The organism is Lysobacter sp. HDW10, from assembly GCF_011300685.1.
Classification (GTDB): Bacteria; Pseudomonadota; Gammaproteobacteria; order Xanthomonadales; family Xanthomonadaceae; genus Solilutibacter.
In genome coordinates this window covers 1,372,502-1,393,631 of the sequence record NZ_CP049864.1, presented here as the reverse complement: position 1 = coordinate 1,393,631, position 21,130 = coordinate 1,372,502, and the positions used below count along the sequence as shown (strand labels likewise).

19 protein-coding genes, 2 tRNA genes and 3 pseudogenes are annotated in these 21,130 nt (G+C 56.8%); 7 read left to right on the top strand and 17 right to left on the bottom strand.

The window, feature by feature from the left end:
- Positions 1-84: 84 nt before the first annotated feature.
- Positions 85-501 carry a hypothetical protein gene (locus G7069_RS06705; RefSeq protein WP_166295523.1) on the bottom strand — a complete coding sequence of 139 codons (417 nt, stop codon included), beginning with the start codon at positions 499-501 and terminating at the stop codon, positions 85-87.
- Between the two features lie 42 nt (positions 502-543).
- Here G7069_RS06705 and G7069_RS06700 point away from each other — a divergent pair, with 42 nt between their 5' ends.
- Positions 544-1,305 (top strand): hypothetical protein, encoded by a 762-nt coding sequence (locus G7069_RS06700; RefSeq protein WP_166295520.1) that lies wholly within the window; start codon positions 544-546, stop codon positions 1,303-1,305.
- Positions 1,306-1,380: 75 nt separating this feature from the next.
- The gene (locus tag G7069_RS06695; RefSeq protein WP_240912501.1) at positions 1,381-2,442 is read left to right on the top strand and encodes a DNA topoisomerase IB; all 1,062 of its coding nucleotides are present in this window, start codon (positions 1,381-1,383) and stop codon (positions 2,440-2,442) included.
- A gap of 89 nt (positions 2,443-2,531) precedes the next feature.
- On the opposite strand, the gene G7069_RS06690 is transcribed toward G7069_RS06695, so the two are convergent.
- The 9 genes and pseudogenes from G7069_RS06690 to thrS all read right to left on the bottom strand — a co-directional run bounded on the left by G7069_RS06690 (position 2,532) and on the right by thrS (position 10,541).
- Positions 2,532-2,608: transfer RNA gene (locus G7069_RS06690), tRNA-Pro, on the bottom strand.
- A gap of 22 nt (positions 2,609-2,630) precedes the next feature.
- On the bottom strand, positions 2,631-2,993 hold the full coding sequence (locus tag G7069_RS06685) for a MerR family transcriptional regulator (RefSeq protein WP_166295514.1): 363 nt from the start codon (positions 2,991-2,993) through the stop codon (positions 2,631-2,633).
- Positions 2,986-3,273 carry an integration host factor subunit alpha gene (locus G7069_RS06680; RefSeq protein WP_166295511.1) on the bottom strand — a complete coding sequence of 96 codons (288 nt, stop codon included), beginning with the start codon at positions 3,271-3,273 and terminating at the stop codon, positions 2,986-2,988. The genes G7069_RS06685 and G7069_RS06680 overlap by 8 nt, the downstream gene beginning before the upstream one ends.
- A gap of 9 nt (positions 3,274-3,282) precedes the next feature.
- Positions 3,283-5,655 (bottom strand): phenylalanine--tRNA ligase subunit beta, encoded by a 2,373-nt coding sequence (gene pheT / locus G7069_RS06675; RefSeq protein ID WP_166295508.1) that lies wholly within the window; start codon positions 5,653-5,655, stop codon positions 3,283-3,285.
- Between the two features lie 12 nt (positions 5,656-5,667).
- Entirely contained in the window at positions 5,668-6,663 is a 996-nt protein-coding gene (gene pheS / locus G7069_RS06670) for a phenylalanine--tRNA ligase subunit alpha (protein WP_166295506.1), read from the bottom strand.
- A gap of 628 nt (positions 6,664-7,291) precedes the next feature.
- Positions 7,292-7,597 (bottom strand): annotated as a pseudogene (rplT, locus tag G7069_RS06660) (50S ribosomal protein L20); the annotation flags it as partial.
- A gap of 11 nt (positions 7,598-7,608) precedes the next feature.
- The gene (rpmI, locus tag G7069_RS06655) at positions 7,609-7,806 is read right to left on the bottom strand and encodes a 50S ribosomal protein L35 (RefSeq protein ID WP_166295503.1); all 198 of its coding nucleotides are present in this window, start codon (positions 7,804-7,806) and stop codon (positions 7,609-7,611) included.
- A 240-nt stretch (positions 7,807-8,046) separates the two neighbouring features.
- A complete protein-coding gene (gene infC, locus G7069_RS06650) occupies positions 8,047-8,571 on the bottom strand; it encodes a translation initiation factor IF-3 (RefSeq protein WP_305055023.1) in 525 nt (174 codons plus the stop codon).
- Between the two features lie 65 nt (positions 8,572-8,636).
- Positions 8,637-10,541, bottom strand: coding sequence for a threonine--tRNA ligase (gene thrS / locus G7069_RS06645; protein WP_166295497.1), 1,905 nt, complete (start codon positions 10,539-10,541; stop codon positions 8,637-8,639).
- 237 nt (positions 10,542-10,778) lie between these two features.
- Between thrS and G7069_RS06640 the strand changes: the two genes are divergently transcribed.
- Positions 10,779-10,855: transfer RNA gene (locus G7069_RS06640), tRNA-Arg, on the top strand.
- Between the two features lie 45 nt (positions 10,856-10,900).
- Here G7069_RS06640 and nadD read toward each other — a convergent pair.
- The 6 genes and pseudogenes from nadD to G7069_RS06615 form a co-directional block, all read right to left on the bottom strand.
- Positions 10,901-11,572 carry a nicotinate-nucleotide adenylyltransferase gene (gene nadD / locus G7069_RS06635; protein WP_166295495.1) on the bottom strand — a complete coding sequence of 224 codons (672 nt, stop codon included), beginning with the start codon at positions 11,570-11,572 and terminating at the stop codon, positions 10,901-10,903.
- Positions 11,569-12,606 (bottom strand): DNA polymerase III subunit delta, encoded by a 1,038-nt coding sequence (holA, locus tag G7069_RS06630; protein WP_166295493.1) that lies wholly within the window; start codon positions 12,604-12,606, stop codon positions 11,569-11,571. Before holA ends, nadD begins: the two co-directional genes overlap by 4 nt.
- Positions 12,607-12,608: 2 nt before the next feature.
- Entirely contained in the window at positions 12,609-13,163 is a 555-nt protein-coding gene (lptE, locus tag G7069_RS06625; protein ID WP_240912500.1) for an LPS assembly lipoprotein LptE, read from the bottom strand.
- A gap of 1 nt (position 13,164) precedes the next feature.
- Positions 13,165-14,625: pseudogene (locus tag G7069_RS10765) on the bottom strand (class I tRNA ligase family protein); the annotation flags it as partial.
- 111 nt (positions 14,626-14,736) lie between these two features.
- Positions 14,737-15,915 (bottom strand): annotated as a pseudogene (leuS, locus tag G7069_RS10760) (leucine--tRNA ligase); the annotation flags it as partial.
- 76 nt (positions 15,916-15,991) lie between these two features.
- Positions 15,992-16,618 (bottom strand): DUF998 domain-containing protein, encoded by a 627-nt coding sequence (locus G7069_RS06615; protein WP_205758700.1) that lies wholly within the window; start codon positions 16,616-16,618, stop codon positions 15,992-15,994.
- Positions 16,619-16,689: 71 nt separating this feature from the next.
- Here G7069_RS06615 and trxA point away from each other — a divergent pair, with 71 nt between their 5' ends.
- From trxA to G7069_RS06595, 4 genes are read left to right on the top strand one after another with little or no spacing between them, the layout of a single operon-like run.
- The gene (gene trxA / locus G7069_RS06610) at positions 16,690-17,562 is read left to right on the top strand and encodes a thioredoxin (RefSeq protein ID WP_166295487.1); all 873 of its coding nucleotides are present in this window, start codon (positions 16,690-16,692) and stop codon (positions 17,560-17,562) included.
- Positions 17,563-17,567: 5 nt separating this feature from the next.
- Positions 17,568-18,056 (top strand): DUF4442 domain-containing protein, encoded by a 489-nt coding sequence (locus G7069_RS06605; protein WP_166295485.1) that lies wholly within the window; start codon positions 17,568-17,570, stop codon positions 18,054-18,056.
- Between the two features lie 9 nt (positions 18,057-18,065).
- Positions 18,066-18,725: a DUF502 domain-containing protein gene (locus tag G7069_RS06600; RefSeq protein ID WP_166295483.1), complete on the top strand. Its 660-nt coding sequence runs from the start codon at positions 18,066-18,068 to the stop codon at positions 18,723-18,725.
- 55 nt (positions 18,726-18,780) lie between these two features.
- Positions 18,781-19,929 (top strand): glucose/sorbosone dehydrogenase, encoded by a 1,149-nt coding sequence (locus G7069_RS06595; protein ID WP_166295481.1) that lies wholly within the window; start codon positions 18,781-18,783, stop codon positions 19,927-19,929.
- 48 nt (positions 19,930-19,977) lie between these two features.
- Here the strand turns inward: G7069_RS06595 and prpC are convergent, their stop codons facing one another.
- On the bottom strand, positions 19,978-21,129 hold the full coding sequence (gene prpC, locus G7069_RS06590) for a 2-methylcitrate synthase (protein ID WP_166295479.1): 1,152 nt from the start codon (positions 21,127-21,129) through the stop codon (positions 19,978-19,980).
- Position 21,130: the final 1 nt, after the last annotated feature.

The window sequence follows — 21,130 nt, the reverse complement described above, 5'->3', positions numbered from 1 at the left end:
TTAAAGAAAGCACGCGTCAGAGCGTGTGTATCGACGTTCACCTTTTCATTATATGAATCGTGATGAAAGCGGCGTTGTGCGCATTTATCGACGCGAGTCTGAATCGCAAGAAGCGTGTTTAAGAGAAATATCACGCATGACTAATGCGCGATCGCCGACACTGGCCATCCGACGAATACTGTCGGGCAATTGGAGCAATCCAGCATGAACCAGAACCAAAATCAAAATCCGAATCAAACCGATAATCAACAAAAGCAGCGTTTGCATGATCGCGACCAAGTGAGTATGGGCGGTGATGCACAAAAGAAACCGGCGCAGGCAGGTTCGAAGAACCCGGCCAGCACGCAGGGGCGCGACACGCCAACGACGGCGCAGCAGCAACAAGGTCGAGCTCAAGACCAAAACGAGCAACGCGGCAGCAACAAACACTAACTGCTGCGCATCCGGAAAAGACGGGCGATCGTATCGCCCGTTTTTTTGTGCCATCACGTCCTTTGACATCCGGTTTCCACATACTGAACGTCCACAAGAACGGAGTGACCCATGCGAATTCTTGTTGTGTTGTTTGCGATTGCGATGCCCATCGTGGCATGGCTCACGAATACCGGCACGTTCGGCCCCGACAACGGCACGATGTCAGATCGCTACCCTACGTTGCTGATTGCATCCGGCTATGCATTTTCAATCTGGGCGTTGATCTTTTTGTATGACTTGATCTATGCCGGCTGGCAAATCACTGCGTTTAGAAAAACGGATCCGACGCTCGCGCGCATCGCGCCATACGCAGCGGCGGGCTTCGCATGCACCACCTTATGGATGCCCATGTTCGCGATGAGTCAGTTCTGGCTGTGCTTGTTACTGATATTCACGGCCTTTGCGTGCTTGCTGCGCAGCGTATTGATGCTTTCCGAAGATGCGTTGCCGATACAAGGTCAACGGCATTGGGCGTGGAAACCCCTTTCAATACACGCAGGTTGGCTCGCATTGGCGGCATTCCTAAATCTCGCCCAAGTGATCGTTGCTTACAAACTGTTGCCGACCGACGACATGTTGTCGTGGAGCATCGCGCTCTTTGTGTTTGCTGCAGCGCTGCTGTTGTTTTTCAATCATCGTATGCGAGGGAACATTCCCTTTTCGCTCGCGGCCGTTTGGGCGCTGGTTGCGGTGTACGTCAAGCAAAGCGATTCCACGCTACAAGGCAGCCAACAAGCGGCTTGGATTGCCCTCCTGATTGCCGTGGTACTGGCGATACAGACGGTGATACTTCACATGCGCAAAAGATCAGAACGGGTGTCGCAGGTTTGACGCATTGCGTCTGAGCGGCGAAGGTCGCTCAGACTTTCACATAGGGAAGTGTCAAAGCGCAAATGGATGAGCGTCATGAATCACGAGCGATCTGAATCTCGGGCAGCCAAAGCTTCGGGACTGCGTTATGTCCATGACGACGTCCCGGGCATTACGCGCCTGCGGCAGGGTCGGCACTTTCGCTACAAAACATCCCGTGGCCACATCTTGGTCAGTGCCCGATCTTTGCAACGCATCCAAGCATTAGCGATTCCGCCAGCGTGGACAGACGTTTGGATATGCCCCATCGCAAACGGACACCTTCAAGCGACAGGACGGGATGCAAAAGGTCGCAAACAATACCGGTATCACCCCGAATGGAATGCGCAACGCACAACCGGAAAGTTCGAACACGTTGTTGCTTTCGCTGAAAGTTTGCCGCGTTTGCGCCAAGCGGTAAGGGCGGCACTCAAGGCAAATGGCTTTCCACGAGAAAAGGTGATTGCCCTGGTGGTCGCTGTGTTGGCGGATACTTTGATTCGCGTCGGCAATGCGCAGTATGCAAAGGAGAATCACTCTTTCGGATTGACGACATTGCGCAATCGCCATATCGAGTTCGTTCGCGGCGGTCGTGCGCGATTCAAATTCAAGGGAAAATCCGCGCAATCGCACGACGTCATCTTGAACGACAAACGCTTGGTCAAATTGATTCGCAGCTGCCAACAGTTGCCAGGTCAATCGCTCTTTCAGTACATCGACGAATCCGGACAGCGCGTCCCGGTGCGATCGGATGACGTGAACGATTGGCTGCATAAAGTGATGGGTGATTCATTTACCGCAAAAGACTTCCGTACATGGACCGCTACACACTTGGCATTCCGGTTGTTTGCAGAAACAGAGCGACCCCTAGGCAAGGATGGCAAACTGGGGACGGATCGCGCCTTGTCCGAAGTTGAAAACGCCGTCGTCGCCGATGTGGCAAACGCGCTGGGAAACACAGTGAGCGTGTGCCGCAAGGCGTATATCGATCCGGTCGTACCGGAAGGCTGGCGTTCGGGTGAACTGGCAGGGATCTCGGCACGCACACGCACAGGACGGCAATGGGAGAAGCGGACGATCGCTTTTCTGAAACGCTCGAAACGTCGCGCCCGGACCTGAGTTTCACGCGCCCCGTTGGCGATGGCCGCGTTCAGCTTCCAACCATACAACAAAAAAGCCCTTGGTTTGCACCAAGGGCTTTTTGAATTTGGTCGGGGTAGCCGGATTCGAACCGACGACCACCAGTCCCCCAGACTGGTGCGCTACCAGGCTGCGCTATACCCCGAAAAGGACGGTCATTATAGCCGTTAACGGGCCAAGAGATCGAGGATGGCTTCCAGTTCAACGCGGATCGCGTGGTAGCTATCACTGCCGCCGGGCGAGATCGCTGCGGCTTTGTTGGCTTCCCCGTCGATGCGCAAACGTGCGCCGCCGATGGTGTAGCCCTGCTCGTACAAGAGGCCACGAATCTGGCGCACCATCACGACGTCTGTGCGTTGGTAGTAGCGGCGGTTGCCGCGACGCTTCACAGGTTTCAGCGACGGAAATTCAGTTTCCCAATAGCGCAGTACGTGCGGTTTGACATCGCACAGCTCACTGACTTCACCGATGGTGAAATAGCGTTTTGCGGGAATGGGTGGGAGTTCTTTATTGCTGCCGGGATCAAGCACGTGCTTCCACCCTTTCCTTCAGCTTTTGACCGGGCTTAAAGGTGACAACGGTACGTGCACTGATCGGAATTTCTTGACCGGTTTTCGGATTGCGACCCGGGCGTTGATTCTTGCGACGGAGATCGAAGTTGCCGAAACCCGACAACTTCACTTGGCGACCTTCAGCCAAAGCATCACTCACAGCATCGAAGAACGAATCGACAAATTCTTTCGACTCGCGCTTATTGAGCCCGACCTGCTCATTGATATGGTCGGCGAGTTCTGCCTTCGTCAGTGCCATCTCTTCCCCTCAAGATCTGATCGCGGCGCCGAAATCGCGTGACAACCGTTCAGTTACGGCTTGCATCACTTGATTGGCATCCAGATCAGTCAGAGTGCGGGAATTGTCTTGAAGAATCAAGCCCATGGCGAGACTTTTTGACCCATCTTCTATGCCCTTTCCGCTGTAACGATCGAACAACAGCAAGGCTTTCAAGGATTCGCCAGCCGCTGAATGCACGGCCTCAGAAATTTTCGCCCAAGAGACGGACTCAGCAACGACAAAAGCGAGATCACGGCGCACGGTCGGGAACTTGGACAAGGCTTCCGCGCGCGGCACTTTGCGCTGCACCAACGCATTCACGTCCAGCTCGAACGCAAACACGGGCGTGTCGACATCCAATTGCTTTTGCAAGCGCGGATGCAATTGTCCGACCCAACCGATTTTCTTGCCGTCGCGCAAAATGTCTGCGGACCGGCCCGGATGTGCATGTGCGGGCGTAGAAGGTTCAAATGTCAGTTCGCATTGCGACATCGCAGCCAAGGCTTCGACTTCGCCCTTGATATCGAAAATGTCAAAGGCGCGCGCGCTGCTCGCCCATTGTTCTGCGGCCGAATCACCGGTTGCCACTGCGGCAAACAAGCCGGTTTCTATGGGTGCGTCATTGCCATTTGCATGGAAGACATTGCCGAGTTCGAACAGGCGAACGCGGCTTTGTTGACGCGCCACGTTATAAGCCAATGTTTGCGCAAGGCCTGGCAGCAATGAAGTGCGCATGATGCCAAGTTCCGCGCTCAGCGGGTTCGCGAGCGGCACATGTGCGTCTGCCATCTGCCAGCGTTCAAGCAACGACAGTTCAACAAAGGCGAAGCACAGCGCTTCTTGCCAATCACGCGCGACCATGTGTGTGCGCAAGGCGAGCGTCGTGACGCGCGATTCTGTCGGCGCGTGAATCTCGGCACCGGCCGCCGGCAGGGTCGTCGGAATGCGGTCGTAGCCGTAAATGCGTGCGACTTCCTCGATCAGGTCGTCTTCGATGGCGATGTCGAATCGACGCGTCGGCGCCGTTGCACGCCAGCCATCGGCCTGAGGCGCAACCGCCATGCCCAATGCTTTGAGAATGCGTTCAACGTCTTCTGAAGGCACATGCACACCGAGCACGCGGTCGAGACGATCACGGCGCAAGTGAACCGGCGCCGGTACCGGCAGATCCGCGTCACGCGAGATCACGACCACAGGGCCTGGCTTGCCGCCGGCGTAATCCATGATGAGTTGGGTCGCACGCTCGATGGCGAGCGCGGGCAGTTGCGGGTCGACGCCTCGCTCGAAACGATGCGATGCGTCTGTGTGCAAACCAAATCGGCGCGACTTGCCAATGATGGCTTCGGGCGCGAAATGTGCGGCTTCCAAGAACACCGTGCGCGTCACGTTGGTAACGCGCGTATCCATGCCGCCCATGATGCCGGCGAGCGCGACCGGACGGTCTGCATCAGTGATGACCAACAGGTCTTCTTCCAGCGCTGCATCACGTCCGTCCAGGAGCTTCACGCTTTCGCCCTTGCGCGCATAACGCACGGCCACCGGACCCTTCAGCAGATCGCGATCAAAGGCGTGCATCGGTTGGCCCAAGTCAATCATCACGTACTGCGTGACATCAACCAAGAAGCTCACCGGGCGAATGCCGCTGCGGCGCAAACGTTCTGCCATCCAAAGCGGTGTGGCGACGGTGGCATCGATGCCTTCAATGACACGGCCTGCATAGCGCGGCGCAGCTGCACCTGCATCCAGTGTGACCGCAACTGCGCTGTCGATTTCGGCGCCGACATGTGCCTGCACTTCGCGCGAAAGCAAGACGCCATTGGCAGCCGCAATATCTGCGGCAATGCCTTGCACGCAGAAGCAGTCAGCGCGGTTAGGCGTGAGGCCCAATTCGATGACGCGATCTGGCAGCCCCAAATACTCGACAAGCGGTTGGCCGACAGGTGCGTCTGCGGGGAGTTCAAGCAAGCCAGATGCGTCGGCATCCAAGCCGAGTTCCTTGGCCGAACAGAGCATGCCGTTGGATTCGACATTACGCAGTTTCGCGGATTTGATTTTCAGCTCGCCGATTTCTGCACCGACCATGGCCAAAGGTGCTTTCAAACCTTGGCGTGCGTTTGGCGCACCACACACAATCTGCAGCGTGCCATGTGCACCGGCGTCGACGCGGCACACCTGCAAGCGGTCTGCTTCGGGGTGACGTTCACACGCGACGATTTCGCCAACGACGACGCGATCCAGATCTGCACCGAGCACTTCACTGCCTTCGACTTCCAGGCCGATCATCGTCAGTTGGTGTTCGAGCTGCTCGCTGGCCGGCAAGTCCGGCACGAGTTCGCGCAACCAATTTTCTGAGAATTTCATGCGTGGATCTCCTTACGCAAACTGGCGCAGGAAGCGCACGTCATTTTCAAAGAAGGCGCGCAAATCTGTCACGCCATAACGCAACATCGCCAAGCGCTCGACACCCATGCCGAAAGCAAAGCCCGTGTACTTCTCAGGATCAATGCCCACGCTCGTCAACACATTCGGATGCACCATGCCGCAACCGAGCACTTCGAGCCAACGTGATTCGCCGTTGTCGAGTTCCCACTTGATGACAACGTCGGCACCCGGTTCAACAAACGGGAAATAGGTCGGCTTAAACAGCATTTCGAAATCGCGCTCAAAGAAGCTGCGAAGAAATGCGGCGATTGTGCCTTTCAAGTCTGCGAAATTCGCGTGCTCGTCAATCAGCAGGCCTTCGACTTGATGGAACATCGGCGAATGGGTTTGATCGCTGTCGCTGCGATACACCTTCCCCGGCGCAATCATGCGCAAAGGCGGTTGTTGTTCTTTCATGTAGCGAATTTGGACGCCTGAGGTATGCGTCCGCAGTAGACGACCATCGCCGAAGTAGAACGTATCGTGCATGGCGCGCGCGGGGTGATGCGGCGGGAAGTTCAGCGCTTCAAAGTTGTGCCAATCATCTTCAATTTCAGGTCCCTCGGCGACCACGTAGCCCATGCGCGCAAAGATATCGATGATGCGTTCTGTGGCGCGTGTCAGCGGATGCAATCCGCCGCGTTCCGCATGACGTCCTGGCAGCGTCATGTCGACGCGCTCAGACATGACCTTCGCATCTTCAGCGGCTTGATCGAGCAGTTGCTTGCGCGCATTGAGCGCGTCTTGCACTTCTGTACGCACGGCGTTGAGTGCTTCGCCGGCAAGCTTGCGTGCATCCGAGGCCAAAGTGCCCAAGGTTTTCAGCTGCGCGGTGATCGTGCCGCTCTTGCCGAACAGCGCGATGCGCAATGCCTCGATGGCTTCAGGCGTGTCGGCGTTGGCGATTTCCGCCAAGGCGTGTTGTTTCAATGATTCGTTGTCGGTCATGACAGCAATTTACCGTGTTTCCTGCTTGTTTCGCATGTTTGCAAATGAAAATGGGGGAGGACTCGCGCCCTCCCCCATCGGGTTTCACTCGACGTTCCAATCGCGCACGCAACGCGATTGAAGCTTGGGCGTTGGCTTACGCGCGGCCGCCCAGCAATTCGTCTTGCAATTGCTTCAGTTCGTCCATCTTGCCTTCGGCAGCGAGTGCTGCTTGTTGCGGCCAGGTGGTCGGATCGTGCGAAGCAAATTGGCTACCGGCGGCATCGAGGATTTCGCGGAGCTTGGCGGCATCGGTGCCAGCCAATTCTGCGAAGGTCGAGATGCCAGCGGCGCCGAACACTTCAGCGATCTTCGGGCCGATGCCTTCGATCAACTTGAGGTCGTCTTTACCGGCCTTGGCCGCTGCTTTCTTCGGTGCAGCTTCAGCTTTCGGTGCAGCTTCTTTTTTGGCAGCGGCTTTCTTGGCGGGTGCTTCGACAGCAGCAGCCGGAGCGGCTTCGGTCTTGGCTTTCGCTTTCTTGGCCGGGCGAACCGGTTCCATCACGTATTGCGGAACGTTTTCCGGACGCGTGATTTCAATGTTCAATGCCTTGCCTGCTGCTTCAGCGAGATCGCCGAAACCTTTCAGGTCGTGCACAGCGATATCCGACAAGACTTTACGGTCAAGGGTGATACCGGCTTTGAGCAGGCCGTTCATGAAGCGGCTGTAGGACAGACCGTACATGCGCGATGCGGCGTTGATACGCGCAATCCACAAGGAACGGAACTGACGCTTCTTCAGCTTACGACCGATGTATGCGTACTGCTGGGCCTTGATGACGGCCTGCTTGGCTACGCGGAAAACTTTGCGGCGGGCGTTGTAATAACCCTTCGCGCGGTTCAAAACTTTTTTGTGACGGCGACGTGCGACTACGCCACGCTTAACTCGTGCCATGGTTCAAGTCCTCAGAGATAGGGAAGCATACGGTCCAAACGGCCTGCGTCTTCTGCACGAACATGGTTCGTTTGACGCAGATTACGCTTACGTTTGGTGGCTTTCTTGGTGAGGATGTGGCTGCGGTTTGCGTGTCCGCACTTGTATTTGCCGCTTGCGGTTTTGCGAAAACGCTTCGCCGCCCCGCGGTGGGTTTTGATCTTCGGCATGTTTTTATCCTTGTGATCTTCAGACTGACCGGGCGGAGGTCGAAACCTCGCTTTCCATCCATGCCCAAGCCGGTTAATAGGTCGCGGTTGCGCCTGAGAGGGGCGAAACACGTGACGGGTCCACTTCCCCCACCTAAATGGGGTCGCCAAGTATGGCGCATTTAACGGGGCGACGCAAGCGTGCCTGTACCGCCCCGTTTGGGGCACCTTCCCCACATTCGGGAGAAGGTTGAGCCGGTTTTACTTCTTTTTGGGCGCGATCATCATGACCATCTGCCGGCCTTCCAGGCGCGGGCGCGATTCGATCACGATGTCTTCGCCGAGGTCGGCTTCGATGCGTTTGGCCATTTCAATGCCCAAATCCTGATGGCTCATTTCGCGGCCACGGAATCGGATATTGACCTTCACCTTGTCGCCTTCTTCAAGGAAACGACGCATGTTGCGCAGCTTGATCTGATAGTCGCCCTCGTCGGTGACGGGACGGAATTTCAGTTCTTTGATTTCTTGCTGCTTGGTTTTCTTCTTAGCTTCGTTCGCCTTCTTTTGCAGATCGAACTTGAACTTGCCGAAATCCATGATCTTACAGACGGGCGGATCGGCGTTCGGTTGAATCTCGACGAGGTCCAAGCCCTCTTCTTCTGCCATCCGCAGTGCTTCATCGCGAGACAACACACCGATCATCTCTCCGTCGCTGCCGATAACGCGCACGCGAGGAACGCGGATTTCTCCGTTACGGCGGTTTTGTTTGTTGTCATTGGTACTGATGCTGCAATCTCCGTTGGGGTTCAAAACCGGGGTACGTTTCTCATCGACCCCGGGGTCGGCCTACATTATGCAGGAATGTGCTCCGCCGCGAGACGATCTGCAAAAGATTCAATCGGCATGCTGCCGAGGTCTTCGCCTGAGCGCGTACGGACAGCCACCATACCCTGCGCCTTCTCGCGCTCGCCGATCACGAGCTGGTACGGAATGCGCTGCATGGCGTGTTCGCGGATTTTGTAGCCGATTTTCTCGTTGCGCAGATCTGTTTCAACTCGGAAACCGCGGGCGACCAGCGCCTTCTGTACGGTCTCAACATAGTCCGCCTGTGCGTCGGTGATATTCATGACCACAGCTTGAACGGGTGCCAACCAAGCGGGGAAATGCCCGGCGTGGTGCTCGATCAGGATGCCAATGAAACGCTCCATCGACCCGACGATCGCGCGGTGAAGCATGACCGGGTGCTTGCGCTGACTGTTTTCGTCGACGTATTCCGCACCGAGTCGGCCCGGCATCATGAAGTCGACTTGCATCGTGCCCAACTGCCAGGTACGACCGATTGCGTCCTTCAAGTGGTATTCGATCTTGGGGCCATAGAACGCGCCTTCGCCCGGCAGTTCGTCCCACTCGACACCGGCACCGCGCAAAGCACTGCGCAACGCATCTTCGGCTTTGTCCCAAGTGGCGTCATCGCCCAAGCGCGATTCCGGACGCAAGGCGATCTTGATTTGGATATCGCTGAAACCGAAGTCCGAATACACCTTGAGTGCTTGCTTGTGGAATGCAGCCACCTCGCCTTCGATCTGCGCTTCCGTGCAGAAGATATGGCCATCGTCTTGCGTGAATCCACGCACGCGCAAAATGCCATGCAATGCGCCCGACGGTTCGTTGCGATGGCATGCGCCGAATTCGCCGTAACGGATCGGCAAATCGCGATAGCTGTGCAAGCCTTGATTGAAGACTTGGACGTGGCCCGGGCAGTTCATCGGCTTCAAAGCATAGGTGCGCTTTTCAGACTCGGTGAAAAACATGTTGTCTTGGTAGTTGTCCCAGTGGCCGGATTTTTGCCACAGCGACACATCCAGAATTTGCGGGCAACGCACTTCGCCATAACCGGTTTCGGTGTAGACCTTGCGCATGTACTGCTCGACGACTTGCCAAATGCGCCAGCCCTTCGGATGCCAAAACACCAAGCCCGGACCTTCTTCTTGAAGGTGGAACAAATCTTGGGCTTTACCAATCTTGCGGTGATCGCGCTTCTCGGCTTCTTCAAGCTGCGTGAGATAGGCCTTGAGGTCTTTGTCGTTCAACCACGCCGTCCCGTAAATGCGTGACAGCATTGCGTTGTTGTGGTCGCCACGCCAATAGGCGCCCGCCACTTTCATCAATTTGAACGCGCGCAATTTGTCGGTGCTCGGTACGTGCGGGCCACGGCACAGATCGGTGAAGTCACCTTGCTTGTAGAGCGACAGTGCTTGATCCGATGGAATCGATTCGATGATTTGCGCTTTGTATTCTTCGCCCATGTCGCGGAAGAATTTCGTGGCGTCGTCGCGCGACATCACACTGCGTTCGACTGGCAGCGATTCTTTGACGATCTTCTGCATTTCCGCTTCGATCGCTGGCAAGTCTTCCGGCGTGAACGGGCGTTCGAAAGCGAAGTCGTAATAGAAACCGTTGTCGATCACGGGGCCGATGGTGACTTGCGCTTTGGGATACAAGCGCTGCACCGCTTGCGCCAACAAGTGCGCGCTGGAATGGCGAAGCACTTCGAGTGCATCCGGATGCTTTTCGGTCACGATTTCCAAAGCGGCATCGTTCGCGATGCGGTAGCTGGTATCCACCAGCGCGCCATCGACCTTGCCTGCAAGTGCGGCTTTGGCGAGGCCGGCGCCAATGGAAGCGGCCACTTCGGCCACAGTGACGGGGTTTTCAAATTCGCGGCGACTGCCGTCTGGGAGCGTGATATTGATCATGGGTCTGGACTGAATACGGGCACAAAAAAAGACGCCTAGGCGCCTTTCGAAAAAGATCGAAAGCGTCGGCGGGTTCAGAATTGGCGGATGGTAGTACGCATGTCGCACACTCGGCCGGCTTACGCGGGCCACCTCTTCAGCGTTATCGAGTGTCTATCGTCTCGCGACCGGCTACATTGGTCAAGTCTCAAGGCTTGACGACGCCGATTGGCATGGGCATAATTCCCAGCTCACAGCGCGCCCGTAGCTCAGTTGGATAGAGCACCAGGCTACGAACTTGGGGGTCGGAGGTTCGAATCCTTCCGGGCGCGCCATTTATAAGAAACCAGCTTAACGGCTGGTTTTTTTGTGCCTGCCGCTCAGGATGCGCGGTAGAGATGCGTGCGCTGGATGAAGGCCGCCACTTTCGGGTCGACCCAGTTTTCCCATGTCCCGCCGGCGGCAATGTGCGCGCGAATCTCGCTGGACGAATGCGGAAAAACGGGTTGATTCATCATGAGAATGCGACCGGCCGGCTGCTGATGCAGGACTTCAATATCTTTTGCATCCGGCTTGCCGTCGACGCGAATGATTCGATCCAAGGCTTCCGCACGGAGTTCGTCTGACCATGATTCACTATGCAACGCATTGCCGGGTCTTTCAGCCACCACGAAATGCGCTAAATCAAACAGTGCACGCCATGACTTCCACGTAGGCAGTGACAGGAAGCTGTCTGCGCCGATCAGCAGCGCAACGGGTGCATCAGGACCAATGTCTGCGCGCAGGCTGAGCAAGGTGTCGTATGTCCACGACGGGGTATCGCGCATCGCTTCACGCGGATCTACGCGCAAACCGGGAATACCCGCAATCGCCAAATCACACATGGCCACCCGTTGTTGCGCACTCGCCTGCGTCGGTCCTTTGTGCGGTGGATCGCCTGCGGGCAACAAGATGACTTCCGCCTTCAACACATCTCGCGCCTGTTGCGCGACAGCGATATGACCTGCATGTACCGGGTCAAACGTGCCGCCGTACATCACACGCAAACTCAAGCGTGCGCCCTCAACAGTCCGTGCGCACGCGGCTCGGCGACAGCAAGCAGCACGCGTTCGAGCAAGACCCAAGGCTCATCCGCTGCACGGCCTTTACTTGCGCGATCCAGACGTCCCATTTCAGACAACAGGCCCTGCCATTTCGCCGCGGGATAGCGCGCGAGTGCGCGCTTGTATTGCGCTTGCTTGGAATCCCAAATGCGATGCACTTTGAACTCCTGCGCCAAATTGCCACCGCGCGCTTGGGTGATGGCCAATGCCGCCAATCGCTGTACTTCGGTCGTCACCATGCCGAGCATCGCGTGAATTGCTGTGCCTTCGGCTTGCAGACCGGCAATCATGCGCGAGACTTTGGATGCTTCACCGTTTAATGCAGCGTCGAGCAGTCGAAACACATCAAATCGCGCGGCATCCGCCACATACGTTTCCATGCGTGCTTCATCGATCATTTCGCCATTGGCCAACAAGGCCAGCTTGTCGATTTCTTGTGCCGCAGCGAGCAAGTTGCCTTCTGTACGCAAGGCAAGTTGATCGATTGCGCTCTGCGTCGCTTGCACCTTGCATGCGCGCATGCGCTGACTGATCCAGTTCGGAAACTCGTGGGGTTTAACCGGCCAAGCGACAGAGAGCACGCCGATCTTTGCCATGGCATCGCTCCACTTTCCGCCGTGCTTCGTGCTCCATTCGTTTGCAAGAATCAGCAAAGTTGTACCGGGCGGTGGATTGGCGCAGTAGGCTTCGATCATCGCCGCACCTTCTTTGCCGGGTTTGCCCGTGGCGAGGGTGACTTCCACCAATTTGGCCGCGCTAAACAAGCCCATGGCGCCCGCGGCATTTTCGACGAGCTGCCAATCAAAGTCTTTTGCCGATGCATCAAAGACGTCGCGCCCGTCGACACCTGCGGCACGCGCAGCGGCACGAATTGCGTCGGCCGCTTCCATCACTTTCAAAAATTCTGCGCCTGCGATCAAGTACGCAGGCTTGAGGGTCTGCGCGCTGACAGATGAAGCCAATTGTTCGGGCTTCTGCTCCACGCTTAGTTCGGCGCTGCTTCTACGGCACGGGCGCGCTTAGACACGGTATCAATGCGGCGCAAGATCGACGCCGACATTTCACGGCGCAATTCTTTTGCCAACAAATCGCGTTCGCTGCTGCGACCAATGGCATCGGCGGGCGGCGCGACATAGTCACGCGACAATTCGACCACTTGTTGTGGAATCACTTCGCGATCCAAGGTGTCACGCATGCTGAAGACCACTGCGTACTTCAAGCTAAATTCCAGCGCGCGGCCTTGTTGATCGATTGCAATCGGAATGTCGCCCCAACGCTCGGAATGGATTTCGAGCGTGGTCACGCCGGTGGTGAGCGTCGGATCTGCGGGCATGGCCCCTGCCCGCGTCATCGCTTCGGACAAGGATTCCGCCAAGGGACTGTATGGGTCGCTCGAGACGACGCGCAAAGGACCCATGTCTTCGGGTAGCACCATCGCACCACGCGGATGGAAACCGCACCCTGCGAGGACGGCAAGACAGACGACGATCAGGAGCTTTCGAATCATGCGCACTCGGACCAGGTTCGGGAACGCGTTCATCTTAGCTCGCAACGATGTTGACGACGCGTCCAGGTACAACGATCACTTTGCGGACCGTCATCCCGTTCAGATTGGCAAGGACGCCCGGTTCGGCCAAGGCCAAGGCTTCAATCGCGTCCTTGGTTGCGTCATGCGCGACGTCAAGCGTGCCGCGTAATTTGCCATTCAATTGCACTGCCAACTTCAGTGTGTCGCGGGTCAGCGCGCTTGGATCGACGGTTGGGAACGGTAAGTCTTCAAGCACGGTTTCGGCGTGGCCGAGGACCTTCCACAGACTGTGACTGATATGCGGCGTCACCGGATTCAACATCAGCACGATGGCTTCGAACGCTTCATGGCGCACGGCGCGCCCTTGGTCGCTCATGTCATCGAACTTGTTGACGTGGTTGAGTAGTTCCATCAGAGATGCAATCGCTGTATTGAAGCTGTGACGACGGCCGTAGTCATCGCCAACTTTTTGAATCGCTTCGTGGGTATGTCGACGCAATGCTTTCTGCTCGGCGTTCAATGCGCTTGGGTCAACGGGCGGATGATCGGGCTGTGCGGCATGCGTGACGACATCGCGCCAGACGCGCCGCAAGAAGCGCGCCATGCCTTCAACGCCTGCATCGCTCCATTCCAAGGATTGCTCCGGCGGTGCTGCAAACATCGAGAACAAACGCACGGTATCTGCGCCGTACTTGTCGACCAATACTTGCGGATCGACACCGTTGTTTTTCGACTTCGACATTTTTTCGGTGCCACCAATCTGCACCGCGCTGCCATCCGAAATGCTGTGCGCACCGATGATCTTGCCGCGTTCATCGCGTTGAATTTCGACATCCGCCGGATTGATCCATTCCTTGCGACCGCCGCCTGCATCACGGAAGAAGGTATCGGCGATCACCATGCCTTGCGTGAGTAGATGTGTCGCCGGTTCGCTGGCGGGCACCATGCCCGCATCGAACATCAACTTGTTGTAAAAACGGAAATACATCAAATGCAAAATCGCGTGTTCGATACCGCCGATGTATTGGTCGACCGGCAGCCAATACTTGGCACGCGCATCCACCATTTCTGATGCATTTGGTGAGGTGTAGCGCGCGTAATACCAGCTCGACTCCATGAAGGTATCGAAGGTGTCGGTTTCACGCTCGGCAGGCTTACCGCATTCCGGGCACACACACTTGCGCCATTCGGGATCGGCTTTGATGGGCGAAACGACTTGGCCACTGGCAAAGGCGTCTTCAACGTTTTCCGGCAATACCACCGGCAATTGATCTTCCGGCACGGGCACCGCACCGCACCCGGCGCAATAGATCACCGGAATGGGACAGCCCCAATAGCGTTGGCGGCTAACGCCCCAATCGCGCAGGCGATAGTTCACTTGCACGCGACCACGGCCGTCTTCTTCGAAGTTTTTCGCCAGCGCTGCAAACGCGGCGCTGAAATCCATGCCGTTGTATTCGCCCGAATTGATCAGGAACCCGCGTTCTGTAAACGCGGCCTCGTCATTGACCTTGCGCAAGTATTCGGTGATGACTTGAACCGCAGCATCTTTTTCGTAGACGTCTAGCGACGTTTGCGCGCCGAGTGCGGCCTGCATGATGTCCGAATGGTTGTGTTCGTCCATCGTGATTTCAGCCAATGCATCTCGCACGGACACCGGCACGATCACCGTGTGGATCGGCAGTCCATAGGCCTTGGCGAATTCCCAATCGCGCTGGTCATGCGCAGGGACCGCCATCACCGCGCCGGTGCCGTAGCCCATCAGCACGAAGTTGGCAATATAGATCGGCAAATCGTCGCCGGTGATGGGATGCGTTGCCCACAAGCCCGTTGCAATACCGCGCTTTTCTTGTGTTTCTTGTTCGGCTTCCGACACACCGCCTTGCTTCAGCGAGGCGACGAATGCCGCCACTTCCGGGTTTGCTTCTGCGGCCTTTTTGGCCAGCGGATGTTCGCCCGCAATGCTGATGAAGGTGACACCCATCAAGGTGTCGGGGCGCGTGGTGAATACGGTCAACGGCGCTTCTTCACCTTCAACACGGAATTGGACTTCCAAGCCTTCGCTGCGTCCGATCCAATTGCGTTGCATGGTCTTGACCGAATCCGGCCAACCTTCAAGCTGATCCAGGCCATCGAGCAAATCTTGTGCGTAGTCGGTGATGCGCAAGAACCACTGCGGGATCTCGCGCTTTTCAACGACGGCGCCCGTGCGCCAACCCTTGCCATCGATCACCTGTTCGTTCGCGAGGACGGTTTGGTCAATGGGATCCCAGTTGACGACACTGTTCTTGCGGTAGGCGATGCCCTTCTTCATCAAACGCACGAACATGCGTTGTTCGTGGATGTAATAGTCGGGACGACAGGTCGCGAACTCGCGGCTCCAGTCGATTGCATAGCCCATGGCTTGCAACTGGGTGCGCATGTGTTCGATGTTGGCGTAGGTCCACTTCGCAGGCGCGGTTTTGTTTTTGATGGCCGCATTTTCTGCGGGCAATCCGAAGGCATCCCAGCCCATCGGTTGCAGCACGTTGAAACCGACCATGCGCTTGTAGCGCGAGATCACGTCGCCAATCGTGTAATTGCGCACATGGCCCACATGCAAAGCGCCGCTCGGATACGGCAGCATCGACAAGCAGTAGTACTTCGGCTTGTCGCCGGTTTCTTTCACCTCGTACGCACGTGACGAAGACCAGAAGGCCTGCGCCTCGGATTCGGTGCTGCGGGGGTCGTAATGCGTTGCGTCAGGGGCTGCTTGCGTGTTCACGATTGCTGCAATGAGTCAAAGAACCAGCGTACCGCACCGCAGCAACGACGAACAGATGCAAAGGCGTTTTTCAGCCTCAAATGGCTGAAATTGCGCGCTTTTCTTTCTGCGGCACGCCCACACGGCTGAACGGCCATACCATCCACGCCAAAACAGCGAAGACTTGTGCCGCGCCTGCGGGGATGACCGACGGCAAATACCAGACACCCAAGAGGATTTCTACGAACGCAAAGATCGCGAACACGCGCAGTCGGCCTTCGCTGCCGAATGCAGCGGAAATACAGCCCAATGCCGCTGAGGACCACCACAGATACCAAGCGACGGCGTGGCGTTGATTGTTGCCTTCATCGACACCGAGGTGCGTGTCCAAGGCGAACGCGCCCATGGCGGCAAACGCCGTCCCTGAGAGCAGCCACAGCCACATCGCAAAGCGTTCACCCTTTTTTGCCGAGTCTTGCATGTTCAAGCGGCTCCGCAGCGCTTGGTATGCAAGCAGCGTGCCAGGCACGACGAAGCCAACGGCATTGAATTCCTGCGCCACTTTCGAGAGGCTGGATCCCGCCAAACTGATGGGCAATCCGAAATGCCACCCTGCAACGCGAATCGCCGCATACAATGCGGCAGCAAACATGGAAATGGCCAAAATGCCTGCCCATGGCAGACCACGAAACAGGGCTGTTTTTTTCGTGCCAACACCGATCATTCTTGATTTCCGCTCACGCACCCTTATCTGGGTGTATGGGAGCATTGCACACATCACATCGGATTCAAAACATGACCAGCCGCACGCATAGCATCGACGTCACGACCGAGGCGTTTGAACGAGACATCATCCATAAGTCGATGGAGATGCCCGTCCTCATTGATTTTTGGGCCGAATGGTGTGGGCCATGCAAAACCTTGAAGCCCATCCTTGAAAAGTTGGCCGCCGACTACAACGGCGCGTTCGTGTTGGCCAAAGTCAATACGGAGACCGAGCCGCAGATTGCTGAGGCTTTCCAGATTCGTTCGATTCCGACGGTGTATTTGTTCCGCAATGGTCAACCGGTCGATGGGTTCCAAGGTGCGCTCCCGGAAGATCAGGTGCGTAGCTTTCTGAGCCACCATGGCATTGAGCCGCTTGCTGCGGCAGAAGTTGAAGTGGCGGATGCACCGACTGCCGACGAGGCGCCGGATCCGCATGCGGAAGTGGTACGGCTACGTCATTTGCATGAAACCGAACCGGACACGCCAAGCCATGCGCTTGATTTGGCCTTGGCACTTTTGGCGACCGGCGCACACCACGAAGCGCGCACCATGATTGATGCCCTGCCCGCGAATCTCGCCACGGATGATCGTGCACTGAAGGCGCATGCCAAGCTCGATTTCGCAGCGCAGCTTGAAAATGCGCCGCCGCGTGAAGTGCTTGAGGCCGCCATTGCGACAGATGAAAACGATATGACCGCACGTCACTTGCTGGCCGTGCATGATTTGCTGAGCGGTCGCGAAGAGGCGGGCTTGTCGCATCTTCTCTTCATGCTGCAAAAAGACCGTGGTTTTCAGGACGGATTGCCGCGCAAGGCGTTGATTGATGCATTTCGCATCATTGATGACGAAGCGCTGGTCAGCGCCTACCGTCGCAAGATGTCATCGCTTTTGTTGTCCTGATCGACATGCGCGTCACCCCGTTCAAATTTCGCCACGGCATCAATCTGTGGCCGCCGTTTCTGTTTGCCGGCATTAAGCTCAAAGAACTGAGCAACGACTGGCGCCATGCGCGCGTTGAGTTGCGCATGCGTCCGTGGAATCGCAATTACGTCGGCACGCATTTTGGTGGCAGCTTATTCGCAATGACCGATCCGTTTTGGATGTTGCTGATCCTGCATCAATTGGGGCGCGACTACATAGTGTGGGATCGCGCCGGCGAGATTTCGTTTGAGAATCCAGGACGTGGCACGGTCTCCGCTTCATTTGATGTGACGCCTGAGATTGTTGAAGAATTGCGCGCAGCGGCGGCTGGCGGCGAGAAGGTCTTGCGTTGGTTTGAAACGGATGTGATCGGTGAAGACGGCACCGTGGTGGCCAAGGTGCGGAAGCAAATTTATGTACGCCTAAAAAAAGATAGACAGGGCGCGAAGAACACCGCAACAGACGCAGCGTAGAATCGCGACATGCCAAACGAAGCCCAACCCCGCTCTTTGCGCCGATTGTTCCTGACCGGCTTGCTGACCTTGCTGCCGATTTGGTTGACCTGGGTCGTTGTCCGGTTTGTGTTCGTCACCTTGAGTGACATCAGTCGCCCATGGGTGGAGCCAGCGTTGTCGAGCATTGCCGCGAGTGATCCAGCGATGGCTTGGATTACCAGCGAAACGTCGCGTGGCGTGCTGGCGATGATCGGTACCGTTGTCGTCGTCTTGATTGTGGGCGCGGTGGCTGGTCGGGTTGTGGGGCAACGCATCTTGCGTGCTTTTGATCGCTTCATTCAACGTGTGCCCCTGGCGAACTCTGTGTATTCGGGCGCGCGCAAGCTGCTCGATATTCTGCAAACCTCACCTGACGGTACGCAGCGCGTAGTGCTGATTGAATTTCCTGCGAAAGGCATGCGCACGGTGGGTTTTGTCACGCGCGTCTTGAAAGAAGAAGGCACGGGCCGCGAATTGGCTGCCGTGTACGTGCCGACAACGCCGAATCCGACCGGTGGCTATTTGGAAATCGTGCCCATTGAAGACTTGATTCCGACCGATTGGACTGTGGATCAAGCGATGAGTTTCATTATTTCCGGCGGTGCTGTCGCGCCTGCTGATAAGTTGCCGCGTGTGACGCCCCCATAGAGCCGAGCCTATGTCTTGTGTGCTGCGATTTGCCCTAATTGTCCTTGGCCTTTTCATGGCGACGCATACGGGCGTCGCAGAGGCCGAACCGCTGGTAGCGAAGTCGTTCAAGTTGGCCGACGGCCGCACGATGCGTCTCAATCTGCCGCGCGGGTTTACCTATTCGGTTGTCGCGGATGGGTTTAAGCGGCCGCGCTTTTTTGCGCGTAGCCCGGACAACCGCATTTTCTTGACCAGCATGTACAACCTTGCCGACAACACGCGCGGCGCGATTTACATTTTGGATGGTTTCAATCCAAAGACGGGTCGCGTGACGCGTGTGATTCCCTGGAAGACGGGACTGCGCAATCCCAACAGTGTCGCCTTCATGAAAGATGCGAATGGCAAAGAGTGGATCTATGTCGCATTGACCGACGTATTGATGCGTTATCCCTATAAGGCAGGTGAAACGTCACCGTCTGGCGCAGCGCAAGTCGTTGCGCGTTTTCCTGATCGTGGCATGAGTGCTGCGAATGGCGGCTGGCATTTGACGCGCACCGTGGTCGCCGGGCCGAATGGCAAGTTGTATGTCGCGGTCGGCAGCAGTTGCAATGCGTGTATCGAAGATCCGGCTGAGAAGGACAAGCGCGCGGTTGTGCTCGAAATGGATCCCGATGGCAGCAATTCAAAGGTGTTTGCACGCGGGCTTCGCAACGCAGTGTGGATGCAATTCACGGGTGAGCAATTGGTCGCGAGCAATCAAGGTGCAGATCATTTGGGCCCGGATGCGCCGAATGAAACCTTCTATGCCTTGAAGCGCGGCACGGATTACGGTTGGCCGCACTGCTATGTGTCAGGCACGCAAATCAAGGCAGATCCGAAGTATCCGCGTGCCGCAGGTTGCAAGAATGTGGGCACACCTATGGGTCGTTTCGATGCGCATGCCTCGGCGCTCGGTTTTGATTGGTTTGCTAAGGCCGACAACCCGCTCTTGGCCGGAAGTTATTTGGTGGCGCTGCACGGTTCTGGCAGTACGCGTTTGGGGCATGGTTACAAGCTCGTGCAAATGTCTGCCAATGGCAAACCTCTGGGCGATTTCATGACGGGCTTTCTGACCAACGGCAAAGTGTCTGGTCGTCCGTGCGGTGTCTTGCGCGTTGGCCAAGATGCCTTTTTGTTTACGGATGACAAGTTCGGCATCGTTTACTACGTCCATCCCGAATAGTTTTCTCTTGACGTAAAAAAAGCCGGGTTGCCCCGGCTTTTTTCTTGATCAGCGTTGGCCGATATCGACGTAGTCGCGATCTTCCGGCCCCGTGTAGTTCGCACTCGGGCGAATGATCTTGCCGTCTTCGCGTTGTTCAATCACATGCGCGCTCCATCCGGAGGTGCGTGCGATCACGAACAAGGGCGTGAACATCGGCGTCGGAATGCCCATCATGTGATACGCGCTTGCCGAGTACCAATCGAGATTCGGGAACATCTTCTTGGTATCCATCATCAAGTTTTCGATGCGCTCGGAGACGTCAAACAAGGTTTGATTGCCACCGGCCTTGCACAGTGCGCGCGAGATTTCCTTGATGATCGGGTTGCGCGGGTCACCTACGGTGTACACCGGATGGCCGAATCCAATCACGATTTCCTTGCGTTCCATACGCGCTTTGATGTCGGCTTCAGCTTCATCTGCCGTGTCGTATCTGCTGATGATGTCCATCGCGACTTCGTTTGCACCGCCGTGTTTCGGACCGCGCAATGCACCGATTGCACCGGTGATGCAGGAATACATGTCGCTGCCGGTACCGGCGATGACGCGACCCGTGAAGGTGGACGCGTTGAATTCGTGTTCGGCGTAGAGGATCAGTGACTTGTCCAACGCGTCTGCTTCCAACGCGGTCGGTGCTTGACCGTGCAGCAGGTGCAAGAAGTGACCGGCAATGGTTTCGTCATCAGTCTCGACGTCGATGCGGCGGCTATTGCGCGTGAAGTGCCACCAGTACAGCAGCATGGAGCCGAAGCTCGCCATCAAGCGGTCTGCGATGTCACGTGCTTCAGCGGCCGGGTGGCCTTCACGTTCTGGCAAGACGGTGCCAAGCACGGAGCAACCGGTGCGCAGCACGTCCATGGGGTGCGCGTTGGCCGGGATCAGTTCAAGCGCATCGGTGACGACGGCGGGTAGGCCGCGAAGGCGCTTCAACTTGGTGCGGTAGTACTTCAGTTGCGATGCCGTCGGCAAGGTGCCGTGCACAAGCAAATGCGCGACTTCTTCAAAGCTCGACTTGGTGGCAAGGTCTTTGATGTCATAACCGCGATAGTGCAAATCATTTCCGCTGCGGCCAACGGTACACAGCGCGGTATTCCCGGCTGCTGTGCCGGACAGTGCGACGGATTTTTTGACCTTTGGGGCGTTTGTTTCTGCTTGGGTCATC